The sequence below is a fragment of the Streptomyces griseorubiginosus genome (assembly GCF_017614965.1).
In the GTDB taxonomy this organism is placed as follows: Bacteria; Actinomycetota; Actinomycetes; order Streptomycetales; family Streptomycetaceae; genus Streptomyces; species Streptomyces griseorubiginosus_B.
Map to the genome: position 1 here is coordinate 16437 of NZ_WVUG01000020.1, position 26520 is coordinate 42956.

At 71.1% G+C, this 26520-nt stretch carries 22 protein-coding genes and 1 tRNA gene; 6 read left to right on the top strand and 17 right to left on the bottom strand.

Going from position 1 to position 26520, the window contains the following annotated elements:
• Positions 1–39 precede the first annotated feature (39 nt).
• The 4 genes from GRC12_RS06410 to GRC12_RS06425 all read right to left on the bottom strand — a co-directional run bounded on the left by GRC12_RS06410 (position 40) and on the right by GRC12_RS06425 (position 6069).
• Complete coding sequence (locus GRC12_RS06410; protein ID WP_208778094.1) at positions 40–1446, bottom strand: Cys-Gln thioester bond-forming surface protein; 1407 nt, start codon at positions 1444–1446, stop codon at positions 40–42.
• A gap of 295 nt (positions 1447–1741) precedes the next feature.
• Positions 1742–2218, bottom strand: a complete 477-nt coding sequence (locus tag GRC12_RS06415; protein WP_208778095.1) for a single-stranded DNA-binding protein — start codon at positions 2216–2218, stop codon at positions 1742–1744.
• A 290-nt stretch (positions 2219–2508) separates the two neighbouring features.
• Positions 2509–4458: a YfjP family GTPase gene (locus GRC12_RS06420; protein ID WP_208778096.1), complete on the bottom strand. Its 1950-nt coding sequence runs from the start codon at positions 4456–4458 to the stop codon at positions 2509–2511.
• A gap of 3 nt (positions 4459–4461) precedes the next feature.
• Positions 4462–6069, bottom strand: a complete 1608-nt coding sequence (locus tag GRC12_RS06425; RefSeq protein WP_208778097.1) for a dynamin family protein — start codon at positions 6067–6069, stop codon at positions 4462–4464.
• Between the two features lie 321 nt (positions 6070–6390).
• Here GRC12_RS06425 and GRC12_RS06430 point away from each other — a divergent pair.
• A tRNA-Arg gene (locus tag GRC12_RS06430) sits at positions 6391–6463 on the top strand.
• Between the two features lie 427 nt (positions 6464–6890).
• Here GRC12_RS06430 and GRC12_RS06435 read toward each other — a convergent pair.
• The 9 genes from GRC12_RS06435 to GRC12_RS06475 form a co-directional block, all read right to left on the bottom strand.
• Entirely contained in the window at positions 6891–7496 is a 606-nt protein-coding gene (locus GRC12_RS06435; RefSeq protein ID WP_208778098.1) for an AAA family ATPase, read from the bottom strand.
• Positions 7493–8242, bottom strand: coding sequence for an HAD family hydrolase (locus GRC12_RS06440; protein ID WP_208778099.1), 750 nt, complete (start codon positions 8240–8242; stop codon positions 7493–7495). Before GRC12_RS06440 ends, GRC12_RS06435 begins: the two co-directional genes overlap by 4 nt.
• 76 nt (positions 8243–8318) lie before the next feature.
• Entirely contained in the window at positions 8319–8585 is a 267-nt protein-coding gene (locus tag GRC12_RS06445) for an acyl carrier protein (RefSeq protein WP_208778100.1), read from the bottom strand.
• A gap of 121 nt (positions 8586–8706) precedes the next feature.
• Positions 8707–9714, bottom strand: coding sequence for a beta-ketoacyl-ACP synthase III (locus GRC12_RS06450; protein ID WP_208778101.1), 1008 nt, complete (start codon positions 9712–9714; stop codon positions 8707–8709).
• A gap of 83 nt (positions 9715–9797) precedes the next feature.
• A complete protein-coding gene (locus tag GRC12_RS06455; RefSeq protein WP_208778102.1) occupies positions 9798–10490 on the bottom strand; it encodes an AAA family ATPase in 693 nt (230 codons plus the stop codon).
• Positions 10491–10521: 31 nt separating this feature from the next.
• Positions 10522–11559 (bottom strand): AvrD family protein, encoded by a 1038-nt coding sequence (locus tag GRC12_RS06460; protein ID WP_208778103.1) that lies wholly within the window; start codon positions 11557–11559, stop codon positions 10522–10524.
• Between the two features lie 87 nt (positions 11560–11646).
• Entirely contained in the window at positions 11647–13125 is a 1479-nt protein-coding gene (locus GRC12_RS06465) for an MFS transporter (RefSeq protein WP_244372122.1), read from the bottom strand.
• A gap of 169 nt (positions 13126–13294) precedes the next feature.
• Positions 13295–14164: an MBL fold metallo-hydrolase gene (locus GRC12_RS06470; protein WP_208778104.1), complete on the bottom strand. Its 870-nt coding sequence runs from the start codon at positions 14162–14164 to the stop codon at positions 13295–13297.
• Positions 14165–14271: 107 nt separating this feature from the next.
• Complete coding sequence (locus GRC12_RS06475; protein WP_244372123.1) at positions 14272–15111, bottom strand: helix-turn-helix transcriptional regulator; 840 nt, start codon at positions 15109–15111, stop codon at positions 14272–14274.
• A gap of 361 nt (positions 15112–15472) precedes the next feature.
• Here GRC12_RS06475 and GRC12_RS06480 point away from each other — a divergent pair, with 361 nt between their 5' ends.
• The 3 genes from GRC12_RS06480 (at position 15473) to GRC12_RS06490 (ending at position 20133) form a co-directional block, all read left to right on the top strand.
• Positions 15473–16282, top strand: a complete 810-nt coding sequence (locus tag GRC12_RS06480) for a thioesterase II family protein (protein WP_208778106.1) — start codon at positions 15473–15475, stop codon at positions 16280–16282.
• Positions 16283–16390: 108 nt separating this feature from the next.
• The gene (locus tag GRC12_RS46660) at positions 16391–19225 is read left to right on the top strand and encodes a helix-turn-helix transcriptional regulator (RefSeq protein ID WP_208778107.1); all 2835 of its coding nucleotides are present in this window, start codon (positions 16391–16393) and stop codon (positions 19223–19225) included.
• Positions 19226–19365: 140 nt separating this feature from the next.
• Entirely contained in the window at positions 19366–20133 is a 768-nt protein-coding gene (locus GRC12_RS06490; RefSeq protein WP_208778108.1) for an AfsR/SARP family transcriptional regulator, read from the top strand.
• A gap of 84 nt (positions 20134–20217) precedes the next feature.
• Here the strand turns inward: GRC12_RS06490 and GRC12_RS06495 are convergent, their stop codons facing one another.
• Positions 20218–21381, bottom strand: coding sequence for an LLM class flavin-dependent oxidoreductase (locus GRC12_RS06495; protein ID WP_208778109.1), 1164 nt, complete (start codon positions 21379–21381; stop codon positions 20218–20220).
• 104 nt (positions 21382–21485) lie between these two features.
• Here GRC12_RS06495 and GRC12_RS06500 point away from each other — a divergent pair, with 104 nt between their 5' ends.
• Complete coding sequence (locus tag GRC12_RS06500; RefSeq protein WP_244372124.1) at positions 21486–22511, top strand: TIGR03619 family F420-dependent LLM class oxidoreductase; 1026 nt, start codon at positions 21486–21488, stop codon at positions 22509–22511.
• A 67-nt stretch (positions 22512–22578) separates the two neighbouring features.
• On the opposite strand, the gene GRC12_RS06505 is transcribed toward GRC12_RS06500, so the two are convergent.
• Positions 22579–24003, bottom strand: coding sequence for an MFS transporter (locus GRC12_RS06505; protein WP_208778110.1), 1425 nt, complete (start codon positions 24001–24003; stop codon positions 22579–22581).
• Positions 24004–24092: 89 nt separating this feature from the next.
• Between GRC12_RS06505 and GRC12_RS06510 the strand changes: the two genes are divergently transcribed.
• Entirely contained in the window at positions 24093–24470 is a 378-nt protein-coding gene (locus tag GRC12_RS06510; protein ID WP_208778111.1) for an ArsR/SmtB family transcription factor, read from the top strand.
• A 19-nt stretch (positions 24471–24489) separates the two neighbouring features.
• Here the strand turns inward: GRC12_RS06510 and GRC12_RS06515 are convergent, their stop codons facing one another.
• Both GRC12_RS06515 and GRC12_RS06520 read right to left on the bottom strand, forming a co-directional pair.
• On the bottom strand, positions 24490–25317 hold the full coding sequence (locus GRC12_RS06515) for a helix-turn-helix domain-containing protein (RefSeq protein ID WP_208778112.1): 828 nt from the start codon (positions 25315–25317) through the stop codon (positions 24490–24492).
• Between the two features lie 90 nt (positions 25318–25407).
• Positions 25408–26352: an NADP-dependent oxidoreductase gene (locus GRC12_RS06520; RefSeq protein ID WP_208778113.1), complete on the bottom strand. Its 945-nt coding sequence runs from the start codon at positions 26350–26352 to the stop codon at positions 25408–25410.
• Positions 26353–26520 lie beyond the last annotated feature (168 nt).

Genomic DNA, 26520 nt, shown 5'->3' on the forward strand with positions numbered 1-26520 from the left:
GAAGTCATCTTGCCCGCCCCTCACTCCCCCGTGGGCGCGTTACTCCCCCGTGGGCGCGTTCTTCTTTCCCACCAGGACGAGCGCCGCTCCGCCGATCACCACCAGTCCGATGGCCACTCCCGCGATCAGCGGGGTGACGCTGGAGCCACCCGTCGCGGCGAGGTTGGCGTCGTCGGCGGTGCCGCCCACCGTGGCGGGGCTGGGCTCGGCGAGGGTCTGCACCACGTCGCCGTTCCCGCTGCCCTGCGTCCGGCAGTCCAGGATCCCGGTGAACCGCTGGTCGAAGCCGTTCGGCCCGGTGATGGTGAAGTCGTACTGCTGGTCCTCCTGCAGCGGGATCGTCACCGTGCGCGACTCGCCCGCCGGAATGCTGTACGTGGCTTCCATGAGCGAGAAGGTGAACGGCTCGTCGCCCTGGTTGGCCGCCGTGATGTCCAGGCCGCCCTTGGCGCAGTTCTTCGCGGCGGCCAGGGCCGGTATGGCGCCCTTCTTCGCCCAGGTCGCGCTCGCCGTCGCCGAGACCGTGGACTCGCTGGAGCCGGCCAGGATCTGCGTCTGGCTACGGCTGTCGGAGGTGAAGGCCCGCCCCACCGGCACGGTCGTGGAGGCCTGCACGGTCAGCTCGGCGGAGCCGGCCGCAGCGTCCTCGGGGACGTCGAAGAAGACCTGGCTGCCGTTGACCGCCGAGGTCAGCGGCTTGCCGTCCTTGCCGACGATCCGTACCCCGGTGGTGGCCGCGTCCGCCGGCGGCGTCAGCGTCACCCCGGTCGCGTTGGTGTGCACGGTCACCGGGCCGAGCAGTTCGCCGGGGTGGCCGGAGACCGCGGGCGGGTCGAGGGTCAGCGACGCCTGGGGTTCGGGCACGGAGACGGCCGCCTTCTCCAGGTAGTCGGCGAGCTTCTCCGCCTGCGGGTCGACCGCGTCGACCTGGGCGCCGTCCGAGTAGCGCCAGATCGCCACCTGGGTGCCGGCCGCCGCGTCCTGCTCGGTCAGCCCCTTGGCGCCCGCCTCGGCGGCGAGCGTCGCGAGGTCGTTGACCTGGGGGTAGGAGTTCTCGAGGATCCAGCGGATCTTGCCCGCGTTCTTGTTGGTGCCCAGCGAGGTCCCGCTCCAGGACGTCTCCTGGTACTTCGCGTCCCGCTGGGTGGGGTTGTGGAGGTCGACGCAGTACGTCTGCAACATGCCGCCGCCGTCGACGGACATCTCGAACAGACCCGCTGAGACCTGTACGTCCCCCGTGGCATCGTGGATCACCGCGGCGCCGTACGTCTTCAGGCCGCCTATCGTGGCGCTCGCCCCGGCCTGGGTCTGTGTCGGCTCCTGCGCGGTCGCCGTGCCCGCCCCGGCGAGCGCGCCGGCGGCCACGAGTCCGGACACCAGCGTCGCGGCGGCGAGACGGAACGTCCCTCGGCCGCGCGTCCACCGCGCTGAGAACGAAGCAAACACGAATTCCCCTTCGTGCAGGAACCGTTGACATGGGGGGCGTGGTCACATCAGCAGCATCAGAAGCCCCAAGAGCTATGTCCGGCATCCTAGGGAAGCCACGCACCGAGCCTCCCGGTCATACCGTCACACAAGCCACCCGACTCGGAATCGTTATCGCCAAGACATCACCGACACGGCCTGTGAGCAGGGCTTATCGACAAATACACCCGCTCGTTCGGAGCCCATTCGTCGATAAGCCGCAATCCGGTCGGCTCAGGGCGCTGTCCGACATGTCAGCCCGGGCGTTGGTCTGACATCACGTCACAGCGGCGGGTTCCGGCTCCCGTTGCCCCGCCTCCACCCCCGACTCCCCGGGTGCCGTCTCCCAGTTGGGTTCGTCCTGCTGCTGTGCCGGTACGCCCGACGCCGTCTCCGTCCGCACCGGGCGCCGGAAGGCCGACGTACCGCGTGCGAGGTCGTGTCCGATCGCCGTCGCGTCGAGGTCGGCCGAGGTCCAGTTCTGCCCCTCACGCTGCTCCGAACGGACCTTGAGCCTGCCCTGGACCACGACCGGGTCGCCGACGTTGAGCGACGCCGCCACATTGACCGCCATCTGCCGGTTGGCCCACACCGTGAAGAAGTTGGTGTGCCCGTCGGTCCAGACGTTCTTCTCCCGGTCCAGATACCGCGCGGTCACGGCGAGCCGGAACCGCGCCGACGGCCCCGTCACCGTCTCCCGGTAGGCCGGCCGCGTGGCCACGTTGCCGACGGCGCAGATGATCGTCTCGTTCATGGTGAACCCCTCCCTCGCCCGGCCGCGGAGGGCCGGACGGACATGCCCACGGGCCCGTCCCGTACGGCTGCGTCTGCCACGACGACCACGCGTTTCTCGCGTTGTCGCCGCCGCGTCGATCACGTCCTCGCGATCGCCGCACGACCAGACTGCCTCCGTTCGGCCCGAGCCCGCCGAGCCCTGTGGACCACCGCTGACCTGTGGAAAACTCCCTCACCCGTACGAGTGAGCCTCGGGAGGCCGGTCCACCGTCACCCCGTCTCACCTGCCCCCCGGCCGCGGCCCGTGGCTCACCTCGCCGTCGCTCCGACCCCCGTGACCCGCCCGTACTGCTCCCGCACCTCCCGGTAGCGCAGCAGTTCGGCCGCCACCGGATCCAGCACCCGGGCCCGCCCGCATCCGGCGGCCGCCTCCCGCAATCGCCGCTCCGCGTCGGTGCCGTACCGCCGGGCCGGGCCGCGTGCCGCCATCCGGCAGCTCCACTCGACGAGCGGGCCGCCGACGATGCCGGTGACCATCAACAGCACCGGCACGCCGAGATTGGGCGCCATGAACCCGATGATCTGCCCCAACAGCCACAGCCCGCCCACGATCTGCAGGATGGTCATGGACGCCTGGACGAGCACGGCGGCGGGCCACCAGCCCGGCCGCGGCGGGCGCCCCGGCGGCAGCCCGGCCCGCGCCGCGAGCTCGTCGAGTGCCTCGGGCAGCCCCTGAGAGCCCCGTACGGCCGCCTCGCGCACCGCCTGCGCCCATGGCGCCGGCAGCCCGGCCGAGGCCCGGTCCGCCAGTGTCCGTACGGCCTGCTCGACGCGCTGACGTGCCGTGGCCTCCTCATCGGGCTGCGCGCGCACCGGCAGCCGCCCGGTCTGCGGCTCCAACCGGTCCTGGTACCAGCGCCACAGCCGCAGCCAGGGCGTCCCGCACGCGCGGTTGGCGTTGCGCAGCCACGCCCGTTCGGCCGCCTCGCCCGCGGCCGTGGCGCCCACCGCGTCCGCGAGCCGGGCGGCGAACTCGTCGCGCGCCTCCTCGCTCAGCCCCGTCCGCCGCCGCGTGGCGTACACCGGCCACAGGCCGACCGCGGCGGCGTCCACGTCGGCCGAGATCCGGCGTGCCGGGGCGCCGCGTTCCGCCACGAACTGGCCCAGCGCCTCACGCAGTTCGCCGACGCCGTCCCCGGTGAGCGCGGACAAGGCGAGCACGGTCGCGCCAGGTTCGCCGTACTCCCCCAGGGCGATGCCGTCCTCGTCGAGGAGCCGTCGCAGGTCGTCGAGGACCTGGTCGGCGGCCTCGCCGGGCAGCCGGTCGACCTGGTTGAGGACGACGAACATGACCTCCGCGTGGCCCGCCATGGGCCGCAGATAGCGCTCGTGCAGCACGGCGTCCGCGTACTTCTCCGGGTCGACGACCCAGATGACGGCGTCGACGAGCGTCAGGATGCGGTCCACGTGTTGGCGGTGCTGCACCGCGGCGGAGTCGTGGTCGGGCAGGTCGACCAGGACCAGCCCGCGCAACTGCGCGTCGGTGTCGCCGTTCTGCAGGGGGCGGCGGCGCAGTCGCGGCGGGATGCCGAGCCGTTCGATGAGGCTCGCGCCGCCGTCGCTCCAACTGCACGCGATGGGCGCGGCGGTGGTGGGCCGCCGTACCCCGGTCTCCGAAATGGGCACTCCGGCAAGCGCGTTGAACAGCTGCGACTTGCCGCTGCCGGTCGCGCCCGCGATGGCGACCACGGTGTGCTGCCCGGAGAGCCTGTGCCGCGCCGCCGCCTCGTCCAGCACCCGTCCGGCCTCGGCGAGCGTCCGGCTGTCGACGCGGGTGCGGGAGAGTCCGACCAGTTCCCGCAGGGCGACGAGACGCGAGCGGAGCGTGCTGTCGTACGTGAGCGGGGCGGCGGACTGTGCGCTGTGCGCCCGGCTCTCCGCCAGGGCCGCGTGCTCGGCGGCGGCCCCCTCGGTCACCCGGCGAGCGATGAGCCCGTCGTCCCAGGAGTCCGCGGGGTCCGCTGAGGCCTTGGTGTCCCCGGAATGCCCGGAGTCCGTACGGCCTGAGTCGCCGCTCTCCACGCGCGCGTGGTGCTCGCGGGCTTCCGCCCGGTGGCTGTCGTCGCCGTTGGCCTCCTGGTGGCCCTTCCCGGAAGAGCTCTCGCCCTTGAGGCTGTTCTCCCGGTCGTCGTCCTTGGGCACCGTGTCCCCCGCGTGGTCGGCGTGCTCGGTGTGGTCCTGGTCAGTGACGGCGGTCACCGGTCACCTCTCCTTCTGCAGTACGGACAGCGCGGCGATGAGCTCGGCCTGGGGCTCGGGGTGGACGTCGAGGGCGTCCAGGGGGGCGAGCCGGCGTTCGCGCTCGGTGTGCATCACCCGGTCCACGTGCTCGGTGAGCAGCCGTCCGCCCCGGTCGCGCAGCCGCAGCGCCCCGTGCGCCCCGATCCGCTCGGCGAGTCCCTCGCCCGCCGAACGCGCCCGGCGCCCGCCCAGCAGCGCCGTGGCGACCAGGGCGGCGACCGCCTCGGGGTCGGGCGCCACGCTCCGGTCGAGGGCACGCACCTCGTCCTCGGCGTACTCCTCGAGCTCCCGCCGCCACCGCCGTACGGCCATCCCGATCCGGTGCTCGGCGCTCTCCAGGGACGGGTCACGGTCCGCCAGTTCCGGGGCGCCCGCCGCGGGTTCGCGCCGCCAGGCGTCGTCCACGCGCTCGTCGGCGGCGGTCACGGCGCACAGCAGCAGCGCGGCCAGGCTCTCCACGAGCGCGTCGAGCAGTTCACCGGCGCTGCAGTCGAGCGGAAACGCGCGCCACCGCTTCAGCGCGTCGCCGGCGAGTACGGCCCCCGACTGCAACCGCCCACGCACGCGCGTGTGCTCGCTGTCGTACGCCCCCTCGACGGCGGAGGTGAGCCGCAGGGCGGCGGCGTACTGGGCGGCGGCGGCTCCGGCGAGTTCGGGCAGGCGGGCCTTGAGGGAGTTCAGCACCCCGTGCGCGGTACGGGCCAGGACGTGCTGCCGCGCCGCCGGGTCCTGCGTCACATGGACGAGCCAGGTGCGCAGCGGCGCCACGGCGGTGGCCGGCAGCAGCCCGCCGCCCCAGGCGGACTCGGGCAGTTCGGGCACGGTGAAGCGCGGTACGTCGCCGAGGCCGGCCTTGGTGAGCAGTGCGCCGTACTGGCGGGACACCTCGGAGACGACCTGGTGCGGCACGCGGTCGAGGACGGTCACCAGGGTGGCGTCGTACTCCTTGGCGGTGCGCAGCAGGTGCCAGGGGACGGCGTCGGCGTACCGCGCGGCCGTGGTGACCATCACCCAGATGTCGGCCGCGCAGATGAGTTCGGCGGCCAGGACGCGGTTGTCGGCGACCAGGGAGTCGATGTCGGGGGCGTCGAGGAGGGCGAGGCCGCGGGGCAGTGTGTCGGCGGTCTCGACGCGCAGGACGCGCGTGGGGTCCTCGCCGGGGAGCAACAGGTCCTCCGCCGCCTCCTGATGGGGCACCCACACGCGTGTGAGGTCGGGCAGCACCCGCATGCCGCTGAACCAGTGATGGTCCTCCGGATGGCAGACGAGCACCGGTGTCCGTGTGGTCGGCCGCAGCACGCCGGCCTCGCTCACGCGCCGCCCCACAAGGGAGTTGACGAGGGTCGACTTCCCGGCCCCGGTCGATCCCCCCACCACGGCCAGCAACGGGGCTTCGGGCTCCCGCAGGCGGGGCACCAAGTAGTCGTCGAGCTGCGCGAGGAGTTCGTCGCGGTTGGCACGCGCGCGTGGAGCCCCCGCCAGGGGCAGCGGGAAGCGTGCGGCGGCGACACGGTCGCGCAGGGCGGAGAGTGCGTCGAGCAGCTGAGGCCGTACGTCCAAGGTCACCACATGCGAAGAATGCCCAATTTTAGGGGAATTCTGAAGCATATAGGCATGTCTGCGCGCCGACCGGACACAAGGGGCAGAAGGGACGACTGGGGCGAGGGCACAGTCCAGGCATAACGAGTGCACAACACCCGGTGCGCGTGGCGCCAAAAGCGATGCACGATTCGTACCTGCCTGCGATTATCAGGACCGCTTCACCGAACCTCCACATCGAGCCACGGAGGCGAAGCAACAGGGACACGGATGCGGGAGCCCTATCCTTGTCCCCGGCGACGTCACGGATCGGCCCACACCCGGGCACCCAAGACAGAGGCCACACACTCGGCCCCCGTAGCTCAGTGGATAGAGCAGGCGCCTTCTAAGCGCTTGGCCGCAGGTTCGAGTCCTGCCGGGGGCGCCCAGTCTCCGCCCTCCTCCGGGAGGGCGTTTTTGCTGGTCAGGGCCAGCATCGCTCGACACGACAAAGCCCCGGCCCCTCCCCTGACGATCAAGGGAGGACTCCGGGGCTGTCCGGCTGTCACCGGGTTTTTGCGGGTGGCTCTGTCGAATACCCGTCGAAATTCTTTGGCCGAAGATCACCCGGCATCGGGTACGCGGCCCGGCGCACGCGGCGGTATCGGCCTGTACGCCTGCGACATCGCCCGCGACTCGGAACCTCCGGCCACCGGCTGTCCGCGGTCGGCAAGTGCCCTGTCCCGGAAGGTGTTTGCGAACCTTGCGCGTCGCCCGCGACGACATCCGTGGGCACAGCCCCGACACGCTCCCTCGGAAGCACCTCGAGCCCGTGTTCGTCCGCGCCAACGGCTGACCGCGAGCCGGATGTCTCAGCGGGCCCGGACGGCCGGCAGGGTCAGGTCGAGCAGCGTGTCGAGCCGTTCCTCGGGGCCGCCGGTGATCGTGTGGACGGCGGCACCGGACGAGTGGAGGGTGTCCAGGAGCAGCCGGTCGGAGAGGGTGCGGAAGTGCTCGCCGATCGGCGGCGGGTCGTCGTGGAGCGGGAACGCCACCGGGAGATGGACGAAGGCGTCGTACGAGGCGAGCGCGCGGTGCAGGAACTCCCGGCCCAGATGGTCGAGCACACTGCGGTAGGGGTTGTCGGGGGCGGCCGTCACGAGCTGCGGTCCCCGATCGCTCCCGGGATGCAGGCCGACGGCGAGCCGTACGGTGGCGTAGACCCATTCGTGGAGGAGGGAGCCGTCGGAGAGGAACCCCTCCGGGTGCGCGGCCTCGGCGAGGAGTCGTTCGGCGTGGCGGCGCACGACGAGCTGGATGAGTTCGGATTCACTGGCCTCCTCCAGCGGCTTGGGCCGACTGCCGTGGGGGTCGCGCATGGGAGTGCCATGGGCGGCGGGCAGCCCGGTGCGGGCGGTGGCGGCCCTGATCAGGGTGGTCTTACCGGCTCCGTAGGCGCCGACGACGGCAATCCTCACAGCAGTGCTCCTGGCGGGGACGGGTTCGGTTCGGGCAGCGGTACGGCGAGGGGCGCGGGCGCCTTGGGCAGCCGGTGCCAGCCGTGGTGGGCGGCGAGGCGCCGCAGGTCCGGGTCGTCGCCGACGATCACGGCGCGGCCGGTCAGGGACAGCAGGGGGGCGTCGGAGACATGGTCGCCGTAGGCGGTGGAGGCGGTCAGATCGATGCGATGGGCGGCGGCCAGTTCCCGTACGGCCGCGGCCTTGGCGTCGCCGATCATCGGCTGGTGCGGCCGATCGGCGAGCCGACCGGTGTAGGTGCGGGCGACCGGGGTGATCTCGGGCTCGGTGCACAGCAGATGATCCGCTCCGCAGTGCTCCAGGAGGGGCAGGAGCACCGCCGGGAAGGAACCGGAGACCAGGACGACCGGGTGGCCCTCCCGGCGGTGGGCGTGCAGGGCTTGGAGGACGGGCTCGTGGAAGAAGGCGCCCTGGGCCAGCTCGGCTTGGAACCAGTCTTCGGCATACCGTGCGATCGCGGCGGCCGGGGCTCCGGTCAGCAGCCGGAAGTAGGCGCGGTTGGTCTCCTCCCGGCTGACGCCGGCCGTGGTCATGGCCTTCAGCCGCTGCCGTTCCCGTACGGCGTCGTGCGGAGGTCTGCCCCGGGCCGCGTACCAGTACTCCAGGAAGCGGAAGAGGGCAGTGCCGCGGGTCAGGGTGTTGTCGACGTCGAAGAAGGCCGCGGGGCGGTGCTCGGCGGAGGTCATGGCGGTCCATCCCGATGGAAGGGCGCGGCCGGCCCGGGCGGGGCCGGCCGCGCGGGTGGTCAGGGGGACGGCCGGGTCAGGCGCCGGCGCCCTTGGCGGCCAGGAGCTCGGCGGTCCGGGCGGCGGTGCCGGCCTCCTGGAGCTCGTCGTCGGCGACCTCGATGCCGTAGCGGCGGCTGAGGTCCACGGCTACCTCGACGAGGATGAGCGAGTCGAAGCCGAGGGCCTCGAACTCGGTGTCGACGGTCATGGTCTCGGCGGGCGCCTCGTATTTGTCGACGAGGAGCTTCAGGACCGCGTCGGCGAGGGCGGCGACGGAGGCGGACGTCACGGAGCTGCTCATGGAAGGGTGTTTCCTCTCCGGTTCGGTGTGGTGCACGGTTCCGGTGCGTTGCGCGCGGGGTGTCCGCGCCTGTGACGTGCGTGCGGGATGCGCCGGGTGCGGCGTCGACGTGGCGGCGCCGTCAGGCGGGGGTGATGTCCGGCCAGGTGAGGGCGGCGGATCCCCAGGTGAGGCCGCCTCCGAAGGCGGTGAGCAGCAGGCGCTCGCCGGTGCGGAGCTCTCCCGCCGTCGCCGCGTCGGCCAGCGCCAGGGGGATGGACGCGGCGGAGGTGTTGCCGACCTTGTCCAGGTTGGTGACGGAGCGATGGGGCTCCAGCCCGAGCTGCTCGGCGACGGCCTTGAGGATGCGGAGGTTGGCCTGGTGGCCGACCAGGTGTCCGACCTGGTCGGTGGTCCAGCCGACGCGGCCGAGCAGGGCGAGCGACGATTCCGACATCCGGTGGACCGCTTGGGCGAACACCTTCTTTCCCTGCATGGTGAAGTAGTGGTCGTCATCGGATGCGGCCACCCCGCTGGAGCGCTGTCGGGAGCCGCCCGCCGGGATCGTGATGAGGTCCCTGCCGGTGCCGTCGCTGCCCAGGTCGAAGCCGAGCAGCCGGCCCGGCTCGTCGGGGGCGCCACGGCCCAGCACGACGGCACCGGCCCCGTCGCCGAAGATCACGGAGGTGGTGCGGTCGTTGGGGCTGAGGATGGTGGAGTAGGTCTCGGCCCCGATGACCAGCCCCCGTTCGACCCGGCCCGCCTCGATGGCGTTGGCGACCGCTTCGAGAGCGTAGACGAAACCGGAGCAGACCGCGGCGATGTCGTAGGCGGCGGCGTTGGCGAGGCCGAGGCGAGCCGCCACGTCGGGTGCGGTGCCCGGGCAGGGGTGGTCGGGTGTGGTGGTGGCGACGATGAGCAGGCCGATTTCGGCTCCGTCATCGAGGCCGGCCGATTTCAGGGCGCGGCGGCCGGCCTCGGTGGCCAGGTCGCCGGTGGACTGGCCGGGGCGAACCCAGCGGCGCTCCTTGATTCCGGTGCGGGTGGTGATCCACTCGTCGGAGGTGTCGAAGAGGGTGGCGAGTTCGGCGTTGGTGACGCGTCTGGGCGGCAGGTGGGTTCCGAGCCCCCGCAGGACGGCGTACGACATGGAGGTCCCCCGTCTGTGTCTGTGGGTTGTCGTTGTCTCTTCTTGTGCGGCTCTCTTCAGTGACGGCTGTGGGGGTACGGGGTTCAGGCGGCGCGGGTGAGTTCCGAGCTGGTGTCGATGAGCGCGTACTCCGCCTGTGCCTTCTCGATCGCCTCGTCGATGCTCACCACGGGCTTGAAGCCGTAGATGTCGACGATCTTCTGCAGGCGCTCGGGGATGGTGCCGCCCACCGTGTGGTACGGAATGTTGAGTTCCTTGAGCGTCTTGAGCATCAGCTCGTCCGCAAGGGACCGGAAGCGCTCGTTGACCGGGCGGTGACCGTCAGGGACCAGCGGGAACTCGATGGGCAGGTGGACGAAGGAGTCGTAGGTGGCCTTGGCGTGCTGCTTGGCGGGTACCGCCATCTGGTCCAGGACCTTGGCGTAGAAGCTGATCTCCTCGGTGAGTTCGATCGTCTCCAGGTCGATCGACTCGTTGGGGTTGATGCCGACCAGGACCCGGACGGTGCCGTAGGCCCACTCGTGCAGCGAGGAGCCGTCTGAGACGAAGCCGTCGGGCAGGTGTGACTCGTTGACCGCGCGCTCCTGGTTGCGCCGCATGATCAGCATGATCAGCTCCGGCGGGGTGCACTCCTCCAGCGACTTGCCGGGGATGGATATGGGCAGCAGTTCCCGCATGGTCTTGGCGGCGGAGCGGGGCAGGCCGGTGAGATGCGAGACGGCCATCGTGGTCAGGGTCTTGCCGACGGAGTAGGTGCCGGCGATGGCGAGCTTCATGTGCTTCTCCCGTGAGTGGTGGAACCTGGGTTCAGGTGGCGGATCGCGGCAGCCGATGGGCCACCGAGCAGACGACCGTGATGTCGGCGAGGTGCGCGACGATGTCCGCGCGACGCCAGGTCTCGCCATGGCGGTTGCCCAGCAGCAGGGCGTCGCGCAGTTCCGCGCGCAGCGGCAGAGGGCCGCCGTCAGCGGCGGTCCGGGGCCGGTGCGGGGTGGTGGTCTCCAGCAGCGTGCTGCGCATCCACAGGGTGTCGGAGGCGGCCCGCTCCACGCTGTCCAGTTCGTACAGCAGGACCTGTCCGACCTGGAGGGCCGTCACGAAGGCGTCCACCAGGTGCACGGACGGCTGGTGTTCGCCCTCCATGCCGCCGAGGGGGCCGTCGGGTCCGTCGGTGAGGCGTACGTCCGCGGTGGCGCCGTCGGTGCCGGGCCTGACCTGCACGCTCTCGACACGCTGGCCGCCGAGCCGGCGGGTGTCGCCGTAGCCGCCGGCGCGGACCGCCGGCTCGGCGCCGGGACGCTCGCCCGGCCGGACGTCCGGGTGATCGGCCTCCAGGCGGATGCGCAGGGTGCCCACGGTGGCCTCCACGGCGGTGCGGGCGCGGCCGGGTTTCGGCGCGGGCAGCCGCTCGGCGACGTACGCGGTGACCGGGAAGCCGGCGAGGTCCTCCTCCACCGGGCGGGAACCCGCCTTGATGCGGACCCGGGCGAGCCATACGGTGGCCAGCTCCCGCTCGGTCAGGCCGAGTTGGGCGGTGAGCAGGGCCTCGGTGAGCTGGGCGCCGAGCAGCAGGACGTCGACGGTGGACAGATGGGGCCGCTGGTCGACCTCGCCCTTGCGGGACCAGTCGCTCGGGTAGACGACCTGTGCGGTGGCGCCCAGCCGGGGTGCGTCGGCGGCCGTGCCGGCCGCCTCGGGTATGTGGAAGCCGGTCAGATGATGCCGGGCGCGCTTGTAGCCCTCCCCGAAGAAGCGTCGTTCGGGGGCTCCGAGGTAGTCGGAGACGTCCGCGAGGTACCGCGGCGCGGCGGCGGACAGCAATGACGAAGTGGAGTGACCAGACATCGGGTTCCTTCCTCGGGTGTGGGCGAGGTCGGTGCGGGGTGCGGGGTGTGGGGTGCCCCGCACCCGGGAGAGCGGCCGAGTCGCCCGTTACTGGGCTGCGGTGAGGCTGGGCTCCTCCTCGCCGGCGACGTGGAGCGCGGCGGGCGCGGCGGACTTCGCTGTGCGCAGCAGGGCGGCGATGACGACGGCGCTGGCGAGGACCACGAGACCGTCGACGAGGATGGCGAAGGTGGTGCCGTCGAGGACGCCGGCTGAGGAGGCGACGCCGTTGTTCAACTGCCCGTACCGGGAGGCGGCGACGGCTGACATCACCGGGATGCCGAGGGTGAATCCGATCTGCTGGGTCATGGCGGCCAGACCGGTGGCCAGCCCTTGCTCGCTGTCCTGGATGCCGGAGGTGCCGACGACGGTGTACGAGACGATCGCCAGGACGTGGCCGAAGCCGCCGACGAACGTGGTGACCAGGACGGCGGCGATGCCCCCGCCCTTGTTTTCCCCAAGCCAGAACAGCACGCCGGTCATCACGCCCTGCACGGCGAGGCCGAGGACCAGGCCGCCCTTGGCGCCGGTGCGGGCGAGGATCCGGGAGGCAAAGGTGCCGCCGAGGAAGGCACCGAGTCCGAGGAAGCCGAACATCAGGCCCGTCTGGAACGGGGTGAGACCCAGCACCTGCTGGAGGTAGAGGGTGAGCAGGAAGGAGAGCGCGGACTCCATGGAGAAGGTGATCAGACCGCCCAAGTTGCCCCACTTGACGGAGTTCGCCTTGAGGATGCGCACCGGCGCAAGCGGCGCCGCGGCCCGCAGTTCGATCACGTAGAAGGACACCAGCAGAACGGCGGCGACCAGCAGGGGGCCCCAGGTCTGCGCCGAGGCCCATCCCTCGCGCTCGGCGCTGGTGACGCCGTACACGAAGGCGAGCAGGCCCACGGTGACGGTGACGGAACCGGGCACGTCCAGCTTGGGCCGGTCCTCGGCCACCGACTCGCGGATCACCGCGATGCCGGCGATGAACAGGGCCACGCCGACCGGGACGTTGATGAAGAAGTCCCAGCGCCAGGAGAGCACGTCGGTGAGTACTCCCCCGAGCACCGCCCCCGCGGCGAAGCCGAGGGAGAGCAGGGCGCCGTTCAGACCGAGCGCCTTGGTGCGCAGCGGTCCCTCCTCGAAGCTCGTGGTGATCAGCGCCATGCCGGACGGAGTGACAACCGCGGTGGCCAGGCCCTGCAACACCCGGGCCACGATCATCAGCTCGGGGCTGGTGGCGAGCCCGCCGAGCAGGGAGGAGACGGTCAGCAGCGCCATGCCGACCAGGAAGAGCCTCTTACGGCCCACCAGGTCGCCGATGCGTCCGAACAGGAGCATGAAACCGGCGGCGGTCAGCGCGAAAGCGGTGGACACCCACTGCAGGTTGTCGAGCCCGAACCCGAGGTCCGAGCCGATCTTCGGCAGGGCGACGGTGAGGATGGAGAAGTCGACGGCGAACATGAACTGCGCGCCCAGCAGGACGACGAGGATCGTCTTCTGCCTGCCCGTCATGGAGAGTGGTGGGGACTGTGTCTTCGGCATGGCCAGAAGCCTCGCGCCGGGCGCGATCATCTGACAGTGCGCGCTCAACATATTGGTCGCCGCAACAGGCTGGGCCTCTTGCGTACGCGCCGGAGCGCGGCCGGAGGGCCGGGGCGTGATGTGCACCCCGGCCCTCCGACCGATCAACCGCCTTGGCAACACGTCCTGTTCAGTCCAGCGGCTGCCACTCGTGTCCGGCGTCCGACGCCGTCACCCTGCCGAAGACCACGTCCGCGAAGTGCCCGGCGTAGCAGACGGTGTCCGGCCGGGCGGCCTCCTCCAGGACGGCCCGGCGGGTCGCGATCGCCTGCCCGCCCACGCTGTCGAAGAACACCGGCCAGGCGGGGTTCGCCACCTGAGCGGGCGAGTGCAGGGCGTCCCCCAGCACCAGCACCCGCCGGACACTGTCGTCCCCTGCGTCACCGACGTCCACCATGTATCCCGCGTGCCCGCCGGTGTGGCCGGGCCACTCCCGGAGGGTGACGCCGGGGAAGACCTCGCCGCCGTCCGGTACCGTACGGACCCGTCCGGCCGTCCGCGCCGGAAGCAGGCTGCCCCGCTCGCGCCACTCGGCCGCCGACAACACGACGGACGTGACGCCCCCGAAGTGGGACCCGCCGTCCGCCAGCGCCCAGCCGATGTGGTCGTCGTGCAGATGGGTGAAGGCCAGCGTGTCGACGGCCTGCGCACGCACCCCCACCGCGTCCAGCTGCACGATCAGCTCGCCGCCCGCCAACTCGCCCAGGGCGGGATGGGATTGCGCCGCCTCCAGGCGCCGGGGCCCGAATCCCGCGTCGATCAGCAGGGAGCGGCCCCGGTGCTCGATCAGCAGGCCGCCCACCGAGGCGACCAGGAAACCGTCCGGATCCTGGTACGGGGCGAGCGCGGCAAGGTCGTCCGGACCGAGTCCGGTGAACCAGCCGTCGGGCCTCAACTGCACCATCCCGTCCGGGACATGGGTCAGCCGAAAGTTCCCGAGGGTGAGGGACCGCAGGGGCGAGGGACGCGTCAGCCGCTCCAGCGGCAGCGCAGAAGACATGACGAGGCCACTTTCTGAAGAGAGGGAATTGCTGCCCGAAGAAGCAACAGGGCACAAAAAGGGGCTGGTTGTCGTCCCGCCCGACTCGGCGGGACGACAACCAGCCCTCAGGCTGCCGAACCCGTCACCTTCCGCTGCAGAGTGAGCAGCGGCAGGGCGCGCTCCGCCCGGGTGCCGGGGACCGGCATGAAGACGGTCAGCCGCAGTCCCAGCCGGGGGGTGAAGTCCAGTGTCGTGCGCCGCAGGGACAGCTCACCCGCCCGCGGGTGCTGGAGCAGGTCGATGCCGCAGGAGTCCTCCTGGACCTCCTGCGCGTTCCACAGCTTCGCGAACTCCTCGCTCCGCGCGAGCAGTCGGTCCACCATCGACTCCAGCAGCGGATCTGCCGAGTGGTTCGCGGCGTGCGCCCGGAAGCGCGCCACCACCGTGGCCGAGTCCTGCTCCCAGTCGGGATGCCGGGAACGTGTCTGCGGATTGAGGAAGAAGTCCTCCAGGAGGTTGCCGCAGCTGCTGTCCAGGGCCAGCAGTTCGCGGGCGGCGTCGTTGGCCACCACCACGTTCCACACCCGGTCGGCGATGTAGGCCGGGTTGGGCAGCCAGTTGTCGACGAAGGGCCTGAAGGACTCCGCGTCCGGCGCGGGCGAGGAGGCGAAGTGCGACGAGCCCAGGCCGGCGAGGCGCCACACGTACTGGCGCTGGGTGTCGTCCAGGTTGAGGACTCTGGAGATCGCTGCCAGCACCTCGGCCGACACGTTCTCGGCCCGTCCCTGCTCGATCCACGTGTACCAGGACACCCCCACACCGGCCAGGAGAGCCACTTCCTCACGGCGCAGCCCGGGTGTCCGGCGCACTCCGGCCGCCGGGAGACCCACTTCAATGGGGTTCACCTGCCCCCGGCGCACCTTCAAGAATTGTCCGAGTTCCTTTAACTGACGGCCAGTCGGCATGACACTCCGCCCCTTTGTCCAGCCGTGTGCACTGAGATATACGCCACCCTACCCACTCGTCCGCCTGCCATGGGCGACACGTGGCAGGCATTACACCGCGATGATCGGACACCGAAACGCACGTACGCGAGCGGGCGTTGGGGGACGGAACCAGCGTCGAGCACTCTTCTCCTCCGGGGGAAGTCACCGTGTGTCAGCGAATCGGACGCGGCCGGCACGCCCGGCGCGACGCCGCACACGGGAAGCTCTAGTCGAGCCCGCCAAAGCACGCCTTAAGGCTGTGCGCCGTTAGGCCGGCTTTAGACCGCTCGCCAACGATGCCCCGGTCCGTGGCCCACGTCGCCCGGGAGGGCAGGAACCAGTGAAGACCGTCATCGACCTCCGGCAACCGCGGGACAGCGCGTCCATCCGGCTGCTGTGCTTCCACCACGCGGGCGGCGCGGCCTCCTCGTTCGCCGCCTGGCGGGACGGACTCGGTCCCGGTGTCGCGGTGGTACCGGTGCAGCTGCCGGGACGGGAACGCCTGGTGCGCGAGCCGCGGTTCCGGAACTTCGACAGGCTGGTGGACCGGCTCGACGAGCAACTCGACCCCCTGCTGGACGATCCGTACGCGGTGTACGGGCACAGTCTGGGCGGCATGATCGCCCATGAGCTGACCCGACGCCGGCTGGCGACGGGACGGCGTGCGCCGGAGCTGCTGATGGTGGGAGCCTGCCCGCCGCCGCATCTGGCGCGCTCCGCCGTCTTCCCGTGGGATGCCTCCGACGCGGAACTCATGTCCTGGATACGGGACCTGGGTGGCGTACCGGACCGGGTGCTGCGGCATCCGGAGTGGCTGCGGAGGTCCGTCGCGCTGCTGCGGGACGACCTGTGCCTCGCGCACAGCCGCCCGCACCGAGCCGTCGTACCGCTGCCGGTACCGGTGCGCGTGCTGGCGTCGGCCCGTGACCCGCTGCTCACTCCGGCGCAGGCCCGGGAGTGGGCGCGGCACACCACACACGACGTACAGGTCCACATGATGCCGGGCGGTCACTTCTTCCACCGCGAATTCCCCGAGGCCACGCTGGAGGTGATCGGCCGGCTGCTTCAGCACTGTGAACACCAGGCTTCCAGCTCGTCAAATCAATCTTTCACCAACGCAAGAACACCACAAAAGAACTGTTTCACATAGATTCGATCGTTACCACTCAACAATTTCCCTCCCGCATGACAACGGAATGGTTATGGTTGAAACAAATGGCCGGACGGGGGAAAGGTTTCAGCCATCGTGGAAACATCCGTGCGCTCTGATGAATCCGCACAGCTTCTGCGCGCGCTGGAAGGGATTGCGGTAGGCCACGGCGGCATCGTCGAACTGCACGGCGACCCCGGCACGGGAAAGACCCGGCTGCTGACGTGGCTGATGGCCCGGGCGCGGGAGCGGGGAGTCCAGGTGCTCGACGGCCGCTGCCATCCCACGGAGCGCGACGCCTTCTGCGTCTTCACCCGGGCCCTCAGCGACCTGGTGACTCCAAAACGGCTGGCCCGGCTCTCCCCCGCCCACGCCGACCTTGTCCAGGCGGGACTGTGCGCCCGGCGCGGCCGTACCGATCCCGCGCCCCGGCCGCTCCCGCTCTCCCAGGCGGTGCGCGCCCTGCTGGCCGACGCCGCCGACGAGGGACTGCTGCTGGTGCTCGACGACTTCCACTGGGCCGATCCGCTGTCCCTGGAGTTCGCCGACCACCTGGTGCGCTGGTCGCTCAGGGCGCCCGTCCTCATCGTCATCGCCCACCGCCCCCGGCAGGCCGGCCCGCTGCTGCTCAGCACGCTCGCCAACGGCGCCGAGCAGGGCCGGGTGACCCGCATCGCGCTGCGCCCGCTCCGCCTCGAACAGGCGGCCCGGCTGCTGGACGTGCGGCCCGACACCGACTGGCTGCCGCCGGTGCACCGGGAGAGCGAGGGCAACATCCTCAGCCTGCTGGTGCTCGGCGAGTCCGCACCGCTCAGGCCTCACTTGTCCGCCGGCCTGGTCGCGGGCCGACTGGCCCCGCTCGCCGCCGAGTTGGAGCTGCTGAGCCCGAGCGAACGCCTGGTGGCCGAATCCGGCGCCGTGCTCGGCAACCGCTTCACCAGAGAGGAGCTGACGGCCGTCTCCGAGCTGCCCTTCCCCGAGGTGTGCGCGGTCGTCGCCGAGTTGATCCGGCACGACATCATGCGCCCGCTGCCGCTGACCGCCTCCCGGTTCACCTTCCGTCAGCCGATGGTGCGCGAACTGCTCAACCACCGGGCGGACCGCTGCTGGCAGCAGCAGGCCCACCGCAGGGCCCTGGCTCTGCTCAACCGCAGGGCCGCCCCGGCCACCGAGCGGGCGGCGCACATCGAGCTGTCCACCGACAGCTTCACCCGGCAGGACCTGGAGACGCTGGCCCGGGCCGGCGAGGAGGCGGTGCTCAGCGCCCCCGAGGACGCCGTGCGGTGGCTGTCGCTCGCGCTGCGCGGCCTGCCCTCGGACGACGGGTCGACAGGCCGGCTGCTCGGCCTGATCCCGCCGCTGACCCGTGCCCTGCGGTCCACCGACTATCTCGACGACGGGGAGGCACTGCGACACCTGATCGGCGAGGACTCCGGGACCCGCCCGGTCGAGGCCCGCTGTGCGGCGATACGACTGTGTGTGCTGGCGGAGTGCCTGCAGGGACGGTTCACCGACGCCGACGCGCTACTCCGAGCCGAACTCGCCCGGCTCGGCTCCGACACCACCGATCGGGACACGTCCGCCCGCCTGACGGTCCTGCGCGGCACCGTGGCGTCCCTGCGCTACGACGCCGAACTGCCCGCCATGGCTTCCACCGCACTGCTGCTGGCCCGCTCCGGCGGCCGCCCGGCGACCCTGGCCGCCGCCCTCTCGCTGCACGCCCTCGCCGAACTGACCGCCGGCCGCACCACCCAGTCCCTGGCCGCCTACTACGCCGCCGTGCGCCAGATGGACGCGCTACCGGACGCCGAACTGCGCCCGCACACCGAGTACCTGTCCCTGCTGGGCTGGTGCGCCTCCTCGCTGGGGCGTCCACGCGAGGCGGAGTCCTTCTACGACCGCGGGATCGCCGTCTCCGCGCACGGCGCGCCCGACGTCGTCCTCCCCGTGCTGCTCAGCGGTCGGGCCGAGGCCCAGTTGCGCCAGGGCCGGCTCAGCGACGCCCGGCGCTCGGCCGCCGAGGCCGGACGGCTGGCCGGGCACTTGGGCGCGGACCGGCTGCGCGCTTATGCGACGGCACAGGAAGCGCTGTGCGCCACCTACGCGGAACCGCCGGGCAGCACCCGCGCCTCGGCGCGCACGCAGGAGGCGCTGCGGGTCCTGCACCCGGCGAGCGGCGCCTGGCACGCCGTCGCCGTTCTCACCATCGCCGAGTCGCTGCTGCTCTCGGACAGTCCGGAGCGCTGCACGGACCTGCTTCTCGACCTGGCCGCCCCCGACCTCGACACCCTCACCCTTCCGCTGCGCGCCCGGGCCTGCGAACTGCTCGCCCTGGCCGCCCTTGCCTGCGGCACCCCCGTCGCGCCGTGGGCCGACCGTGCCGCCCAGGTGCTGCGGGCCTGCCCGCTGCCGCAGATCCGGGCCTACGCGCTCATGGCCCGAGGCCACGAGTCCGTCCAGCGGAAGGACCCGACCGCCGCGGTCACCGCCTACCAGGAGGCCGAACGGCTCACCCAGGGACCCGAGTTGAGGTTGCAGCGCCTGTGCGCGGCCGTGGCGTCCGCGCGGGCGGCCGGGTCCGGCGGGCGGCCCGAGGAGGCGGCGAGGCTGTGGGCCGCCGCGAGGGAACTCGCCGGCCGGCTGCGTGTCCTGCGCTTCGCGGGGCCGCCGTCCGACGCCTGCCGGAGCGACGACGTGTCGCCCGAACCCGCGCCGACCGGGCCCGAGCTCACCTCGTTGACCCGACGCGAGTTGGATGTGGCGCGTCTGGTCGGCATGGGCCGGCGTACTCGTGAGGTCGCCGGGGCGCTGAAGGTGAGCCCGCGCACCATCGAGGTTCATCTCTCCCGCATTTACCGGAAATTGGGCATCGGCTCTCGCGCCGAGCTGGCCAGACTGATGGCCGTACGTGCTTCTACTGATGCACGCACATTGAGATCCTGAGAGGCTACACCTATCTCGATGAGGAGAGCCCGACCCGGGCGATGCGAAAAATGGACAAACCTTTAATCAAGGGAAGGTCCGTCTTCGAACATTCCTCGTGGCCGGGTCCCGCGTTTCCCCCCACAAGGAAGGCAGCGTCAATGCGATTCGAGATCTTGGGAAGCCTGCGCGTCACCGACGGCGAGGACGTGTTCACGGTCAGCGCCCCGAAGATGGAGTCCCTGCTCGCGGCCCTGCTGGTACGTGCCGACGACGTCGTGTCCATGGACCAGATGTGCACCGAGATCTGGGGTGACGAGCCGCCGCGCCGGGCCACCGCCGCTCTGCACGTCTATATTTCGCAGCTGCGCAAGCTGCTCGGCCGCGTCCATCAGGGCGAGAGCCCGATCGTCACCCGGTTCCCCGGTTATGCCCTGTGCCTGGGCGACAGTGACCTGGACGCGCACGAGTTCCAGCGGCTGGCCCGGCAGGGCCGGGCGGCGCTCCGCGCCGGGCGGCACCAGGAGGCCTCCGCTGCCTGCGGCCGGGCGCTTGCGCTGTGGCGGGGCACCGTGCTCGGCGAGGTGCGCGGCGGGCCCATCGTGGCGGAGTTCGCCACCTGGGCCGAGGAGACCCGGCTTGAGTGCGTCGAGCTGCGCAACGAGGCGGAGCTGACGCTGGGTCGGCACCGCGAGCTGGTGGGCCCACTGTACGCGCTGGTGAACCGGCATCCGCTGATCGAGGCGTTCCACGGTCAGCTGATGCTCGCCCTGTACCGCTCCGACCGGCGGGCCGAGGCCCTGCGGGTCTTCCAGCAGTTGCGTGAAACGCTCGACCGTGAGCTGGGCATCACGCCGTGCCGGCAGCTGCACGAACTGCACCAGCAGATCCTGGCCGACGAGGAGTCACGCGTGCCGGCCGCGGCGTGAACTCCCCGCGCCGAGCCCGCTCACGCGGCTGCCGCCGCACCGGGAGGTTCATGGCCCGGTGCGGCGGCCGGCGGTGACGCCTGGTCAGCCGGCGGCTTGACCGCGCGGTCGTGCTCCGTGGTCGGGGAGGGTGAGCTTGCCGCCGAACAGGTCGCGGTTCTCCTGGTACCAGCGCGCGGACTCGGCCAGCGGCCGGGCCGAACCGGTGAAGTGGGGAGCCACGTACCGCGCCAGCAGGTCGTAACTGCGCCTGGTCGGCTCCGGGGCGGCCCAGTCCTGGAGATACACCAGGAGGGTGCCGAACCCTCCGGTCTCCTCCTGCATGTGCCGTATGCCCGCCACGGCGTCGTCGACCGAGCCCACGATCACGCTGCCCGCCTCGATGGCGGCCTCGATCGCGTTCTCCGGCTCGACGCCGGGGATGTTCACGTCGAGCCCGCGCAGATCGCCCCAGTACTCGTAGGCCCAGCGCCGGTAGCCGGCCCGCACGTCGTCGATGGCCTGCGCACGCGTCTCGGCGACGTGGATCGGCAGCGTGATCCGCCAGTTCGCGCGGTCGACGGTCCTGCCGTGCTCGGCGGCGGCCTCCTCCGCGTACCGCCACTGCGTCTTCATGTCCGGGGGACGGTGACCGGGCCGCGACACACCGAACGAGACGGTGCTGATGCCGAGCTGTCCCGACAGGCGCACGCTGTGCGGCGAGGCCACGCTGGCGGCGGCGATCTCCACCTTGCCCGCCCGGTAGGGCGCGAGTTGGAGCTTGGCGTCCTGGAGGGTGAACCACGGCGTCTTCCTGGTGACCGGCTGGTCACCGTGCAGCAGTTCCACGACGGCCTCCAGGGACTCCCCGAACATGCGGCGCATCTCGCCCCATTCCCGGCCGAGCATGTGCGCGTCCACCGGGCTGCTGCCCGCGCCGACGCCGAGGATGAAGCGTCCGCGCGTCAGGTGGTCGAGGTGCAGGGCGCGGGTGGCCACCATGAAGGGGTGGTGGTACGGCAGCGTCATCACGCCGGTGGCCAGCTTGATCTGGCGGGTCCGCTCGGCGGCGGCGGCCACGAACAGCTCGGGGACGCCGATGCTGTTCCAGCCCAGGGAGTGGTGTTCACCGATCCAGAATTCGTCGTAGTTGAGCCGGTCGAACAGCTCGATCAATTGGAGATCCCGCTCGAACTGGAGGGTGGGGTCCTCTCCGAGCGGGTGGAACGGGGCCAGAAACGCGCCGAATTTCAGTCGTTCCGGATTCATCAAAAAATCCCCTCTCTGCTTTCGGCGGGGCGTCACCGGAACAAATGGTAGGCGCTGTGCCGGTGCCGGAGAGTGAGTCAGTTTCTCCTATTGTCCGCACCAATATGTTCACCGCCACCAGTACCGGCCACAGCCGGACCAGTTCGCTCTGGAGAGAGATTTTCCGCTCCCCTAATGTGGGCAGTCCTATTCTCGATTACATCAGACAGAGCGGGCGGAGCAGACATATGCGCCTTGGCTTCAGCCTTCCTACGTTCGGTCCGGCTGCGAAGGAGATGAACGGCATCGCGCGATTCGCCGCCGACGCGGAGAAACTCGGTGCGACCAGTCTCTGGGTCGGCGACCGGCTGTTGACCCCGGTGGACCCGACCGTCGGATACACCCCCGATTCCCCCGCCATTCCGGACGAGTTCCGGGTGGCGGCCGACCCGTTGACAGCGCTGGCACTCGCGGCGGCGGTCACCGGCGAGGTCCGGCTCGGCAGCAGTGGCATCAACGCGCCGTGGTACTCGCCGGCGCTGCTGGCCCGCGCGCTGACCAGCGTCGACGTGGCCAGCGGCGGTCGGCTGACGGCCGGGTTCGGCAGTGGCTGGTCGCCCGAGGAGTACGAGGCCGCGGGCGTGCCGTTCGCCGGTCGCGGCGCCCGGCTGGACGAGTTCCTTGACGTGCTGCTGGCCTGGTGGACCGCCGGCCCCGTGGAGCACCGGGGCCCCCTGTTCACGATTCCGGCGGGCCACGTCGACCTCAAGCCGGTGCAGCGGCCGCATCCGCCGATCTATCTGGGCGCCTTCGGACGACGGGCGCTGCGGCGGATCGGAGAGCGGGCCGACGGCTGGATGCCGGTGTGGTGGGCGCCGGAGGCCTTTCCGGCGGCGCGACTGACGGAGGGATGGGCGACCATCCGGCGGGCGGCAGAGGAGGCCGGGCGGGACCCGGACTCGATCGGGTCGATCCTGCGCGTCAACGTGGCGGCCGGCACGCCGGTGTCGGTGGTCGCCGAGGAGGTGCGGAAGATCGGCTCGGTGTTGCCGGCCGAGGACCTCTTCGTCGACTTCACCTTTGTGGCACGGAGCGTCGATCACACCATCGATCTGGCCGGCCGCCTGCTGGAACTGGTCTCGGCGGGCTGACGGAGCGTCCTTCCTGGGCGCTGTGCCCGGTCCGGGGCCGGGCACAGCGCCCTCGACACGGCATGTCTCAGACGGCGACGGCGACTTCGTTGCGTTCGGAACGGGCGATCAACAGCCACGCGCCGACGGCGCCGGCGAGATACGCGATGCCGATCAGCACGAAGCACAGCGCGGGGCCGCGGTTCCAGTCCGCGGTGGTGCCGAGTACGACGCTCATCGCGGCGATGCCCACGAGCGTGCCGATCTGCCGGTTGGCGTTGAGCACCGAGCCGGCCACGTTGGCGTGTTCGGGACCGGCGGCATCCACCAGGGCGGCGGTCATCCCGGGTGAGATGATGCCCGCGCCGATGTTTGCGAGGCCGACGGCCAGCGCCAGCACCCAGTAGGGGGTGGACGAGGACACGGTGACCATGGTCAGCGAGGCGAGGCCGGCGACAAGGAGGAAGACGGTCAGCAGGACGCCGTTGGAGAACCGCGCGGAGATGCGGGAGTAGACGACGTTGGCCAGCGGGAACCAGATCGTCATCGGCAGCAGTTCGAGCCCGGCCCGGAAGGGGCTGGAACCCCGGGCGTGCTGCAGGTACAGGCTCAGCATGAACATGCTTCCGTAGAGCGCGAGATTGAAGAGGAAACCCACCAGGTTCGCGCCGGCGAAACTGGGCCGACGGAACAGGGTCCACGGCATGACCAGGTTGTCAGCACGGCGTTCGCGGACCACCAGCGCACCGGCGGCCACCGCCAGCACGGCGTAGGAGACCAGCATCCCGCCGGCCCCCCAGCCGAGACGCGGGCCTTCGATGAGCGCGAAGCTCAGCGCGGCGAGGGCCACGATCCACAGGAGATGGCCGGGGACGGCCAGTTTGGTGGGGCGCACCTCGGACGGGGAGATGTAGCGCTTGGTCAGCAGCATGCCGACGATGCCGATGGGCAGGTTGAGGACGAAGATGCTCTGCCAGCCGAAAGCGCTGACCAGGAGCCCGCCCACGGTCGGGCCCAGGCCCGCAGACGTGGCCACGATCGCCGACCACAGGCCCAGCATCCGTGTGCGCTCCCGCTTCTCCGGGAACGAGAACACCAGCAGCGACAGCGAACTCGGCATGAACAGCGCGGCTCCCACCCCCTGCACCAACCGCGCGACGATCAGCGCCGCCGCGCTCGGCGCGATCGCGCACCCGAGGGAGGCGACGAAGAAGACCGCCATGCCCCACAGGTAGACGGTCTTCGCGCCGAGCCGGTTGGCCAGGCCGCCGGCCAGCAACAGCAGGGAGCTGAAGACCAGTACGTACCCGTCCACGATCCAGGTGAGCTCGGGCAGCGAGGCGTGCAGACGCTCCTGGATCGCCGAGCCCGCGACGTTGACGACGGTCACGTCCAGCGCGGCCATGACGAACCCGGTCGCGAGCGCGGTCAACCGCAGGCCTGGTGGTACGGGCCGTCGACGCGGTGCCGCGTCACTGGCCAACGACACTGCTGCGGACTCGGCACTGGGCATGGCTTTCCTCCGGAGTACTCGACCATTGAACCGACTACGACGATAGCCGTCAAATTTGATGCCTATCAACCTTTGATGGCTGTCGTACGATGAAGTCGCCGAGTCGGATCCCAGGAAGGCCCAGCCACGTGACCGCACAGCCCACTGAGCGCATCACCGATCACGTCGCCGCCGAGGACATCACCCTCCAGGGCGTGCTGGAGGCGCTGACCGACCCGGTCCGGCGCGGCATCGTCCGGCAACTCGCCGACTCCGAGCGGGACATGGCCTGCGGGACCTTCGACTTCACCGTGAGCCGGTCCACCAGCACCCATCACTTCAAGGTCCTGCGGCGGGCCGGGATCATCCGGCAGCACTACGAGGGCACGGTGAAGCTGAACTCCCTGCGCCGCGCCGACCTGGACCGCGCCTTCCCGGGCCTGCTCGACGCGATCATCGAGGCGGCCCGCCGCGAGGTGAACCGGTAGCCGGCCCGGTGCGTTCCCCTCACTCCGGGACGGGCAGGTAGAGCATGAGCAGCGGCTCCGACCTCTGGTGCAGCCCCAGGACGACATGATGGAACCTGGTTCTGCGGCCGGGAGCGGAGCGAACCTCCACAGTCGCCATCCCCGTGTCCCGGGTCTCGTGCCGCGCCCACAGCCGCTCGAAGTCCGCACTCGCCGAGCACAGCCCACTGGCCATGAGTTCGAAGCGCGGATCGTCGAGGAAGCGCACGGCCTGGACACGGAACTGGCCGACGAGCCGCCCGGCCACCTCCAGCCAGTGCGGATAGCGGCTGCGGTTGCGGGCGTCGGTGAAGAACGACCACATGTAGTTGGAGTCCCCGTCCTGCACACCGAGCACGGTGCGCGCGGGCGCGTTGCTCACCAGGATGTTCCAGTACCGGTCGACCACGAAGGCCGGGGCAGGCTGCCACGCCTGCACGGCGAGCCGGAGCCGGGACACCTCCTCCGAGGTCACCTCCTGACTGGCGGCGGGCGGGTTGACCCCGGCCAGCAGATACAGGTGCGCGCGCTCGGTGCGGTCCAGGTTCAGCGCCTTGCTGACGGAGTCGAGCACGTCCTGGGAGACCTTGGCCCTGCCCTGTTCCAGCCACGTGTACCAGGAGGCGCTCACCCCGGCCAGCACCGCGACCTCCTCGCGCCGCAGGCCCGGTGTGTTCCGGCGCCCGCCCGTCCTCAGTCCGACATCACCGGGTGAGAGTCTCGCCCGGCGCGAGCGGAGGAAGTGGCGCAGGGCCGCGCGCCGCTCCCTGTCGACGTCTCTGATGTTCCCGGTCTCCTCCTGATCCAGAGCGATGCCGCCAACCCTCATGCAATCCACCCTTCACACACGAAGAATCAGTCCGAGTGGCCGGGAACGGGTGACCCGGCCCGGGCCACCGGGAGCGCTCGGTCCGGGCCGTCAGAAGGCGAGGATCAGACGCCCGCGCACACCGCCGGCCTCCAGTCGCCGGTGGGCCTCGGGAGCCTGCTCCGGGGCGAGCACCGCGGCGGTGCGCAGGGTCAGCACGCCCTTCTCCGCCAGGCCGGCCAGCTCCTCCAGGGCCGAGCGCTTGTCGGGATGCCCCGGCACCTGTACCGACAGGACGATGATGCCGCGCTCCGAAGCGAGCTCGTACGGACGGCACTTGGCGAGCCGGCCGCCGTCGCGCACGATGCCCAGGGCGGGGGCGCCGAGGATGGCGGCGTCGACGACCGCGTCGGCCCCTTCGGGCAGCGCGCCGCGATAGGCGCCCACGAGTTCGGCCGGGGTCGCGGCCCGTGGCACGACCACGTCGGCGCCGAGCCCACGGACCAGTTCGCGGTCGCTCTCGGTGGCGTCGGCGACCACACGGAGGCCGCGGTGCTTGGCGAGTTGGACCGCGTACCCGCCCAGCGCGCCGGGCGCCCCCGTCACGGCCAGCGTCGAGCCTTGCGGCAGATCGAGGAGGGAGAGGGCGAGGTGTGCGGTGAGCCCGTTCATGGGCAGACCGGCGACGTCGCGAAGGTCGAGGCCTCGGGGGGCGGCGACGACCTGGTCGCGGGGCACCACGACGTACTCGGCCTGCGCTCCGCCCGCGGCCTGGAAGGGATTGACGAACGTCATGACCGGCTCGCCGATCCCCAGATCGACGCCGTCACCCACCGCGTCGACGACTCCGGAGGCGTCCATGCCCGGCGTGTACGGAGGCTCGAGCCCGGCCGTGGCGGCGGCCAACTGCCCCGAACGCAGCAGCAGATCGGTGGGGTTGACCGCGGCGGCGGCGACCCGTATGCGAACCTGCCCCGGGCCGGGGACCGGGAGCGGACGGTCGACGACCCTCAGCACATCGGGTCCGCCGTACTGTTCGAGTCCGACAGCACGCATGGAGTGAGAGTTCCTTTCACGAAGCGAATCAGGCCGTGGCGGGAATTGCGGTTTCTTCCGAATTCCGTCAACGATGATTCACCGACTACCTGCGCCGAACCAGTTCGCAGACGTCATATTGGCAGCACCAACACGAACGGCCACGGGCCGGGCACGGCTTCGCTCATA

Excerpts from the sequence above, each read along its gene's own strand:
- GRC12_RS06470 (WP_208778104.1), bottom strand. The coding sequence starts at position 14,164 with ATGTCTTCTGCGCTGCCGCTGGAGCGGCTGACGCGTCCCTCGCCCCTG.
- GRC12_RS06515 (WP_208778112.1), bottom strand. The coding sequence starts at position 25,317 with ATGAGGGTTGGCGGCATCGCTCTGGATCAGGAGGAGACCGGGAACATC.
- GRC12_RS06455 (WP_208778102.1), bottom strand. The coding sequence starts at position 10,490 with ATGAAGCTCGCCATCGCCGGCACCTACTCCGTCGGCAAGACCCTGACC.
- GRC12_RS06500 (WP_244372124.1), top strand. The coding sequence starts at position 21,486 with ATGTTCACCGCCACCAGTACCGGCCACAGCCGGACCAGTTCGCTCTGG.
- GRC12_RS06490 (WP_208778108.1), top strand. The coding sequence starts at position 19,366 with ATGCGATTCGAGATCTTGGGAAGCCTGCGCGTCACCGACGGCGAGGAC.
- GRC12_RS06415 (WP_208778095.1), bottom strand. The coding sequence starts at position 2,218 with ATGAACGAGACGATCATCTGCGCCGTCGGCAACGTGGCCACGCGGCCG.
- GRC12_RS06440 (WP_208778099.1), bottom strand. The coding sequence starts at position 8,242 with ATGACCTCCGCCGAGCACCGCCCCGCGGCCTTCTTCGACGTCGACAAC.
- GRC12_RS06465 (WP_244372122.1), bottom strand. The coding sequence starts at position 13,125 with ATGCCGAAGACACAGTCCCCACCACTCTCCATGACGGGCAGGCAGAAG.
- GRC12_RS06445 (WP_208778100.1), bottom strand. The coding sequence starts at position 8,585 with ATGAGCAGCTCCGTGACGTCCGCCTCCGTCGCCGCCCTCGCCGACGCG.
- GRC12_RS06495 (WP_208778109.1), bottom strand. The coding sequence starts at position 21,381 with ATGAATCCGGAACGACTGAAATTCGGCGCGTTTCTGGCCCCGTTCCAC.
- GRC12_RS06460 (WP_208778103.1), bottom strand. The coding sequence starts at position 11,559 with ATGTCTGGTCACTCCACTTCGTCATTGCTGTCCGCCGCCGCGCCGCGG.
- GRC12_RS06505 (WP_208778110.1), bottom strand. The coding sequence starts at position 24,003 with ATGCCCAGTGCCGAGTCCGCAGCAGTGTCGTTGGCCAGTGACGCGGCA.
- GRC12_RS06475 (WP_244372123.1), bottom strand. The coding sequence starts at position 15,111 with ATGCCGACTGGCCGTCAGTTAAAGGAACTCGGACAATTCTTGAAGGTG.
- GRC12_RS06450 (WP_208778101.1), bottom strand. The coding sequence starts at position 9,714 with ATGTCGTACGCCGTCCTGCGGGGGCTCGGAACCCACCTGCCGCCCAGA.
- GRC12_RS06510 (WP_208778111.1), top strand. The coding sequence starts at position 24,093 with ATGAAGTCGCCGAGTCGGATCCCAGGAAGGCCCAGCCACGTGACCGCA.
- GRC12_RS06520 (WP_208778113.1), bottom strand. The coding sequence starts at position 26,352 with ATGCGTGCTGTCGGACTCGAACAGTACGGCGGACCCGATGTGCTGAGG.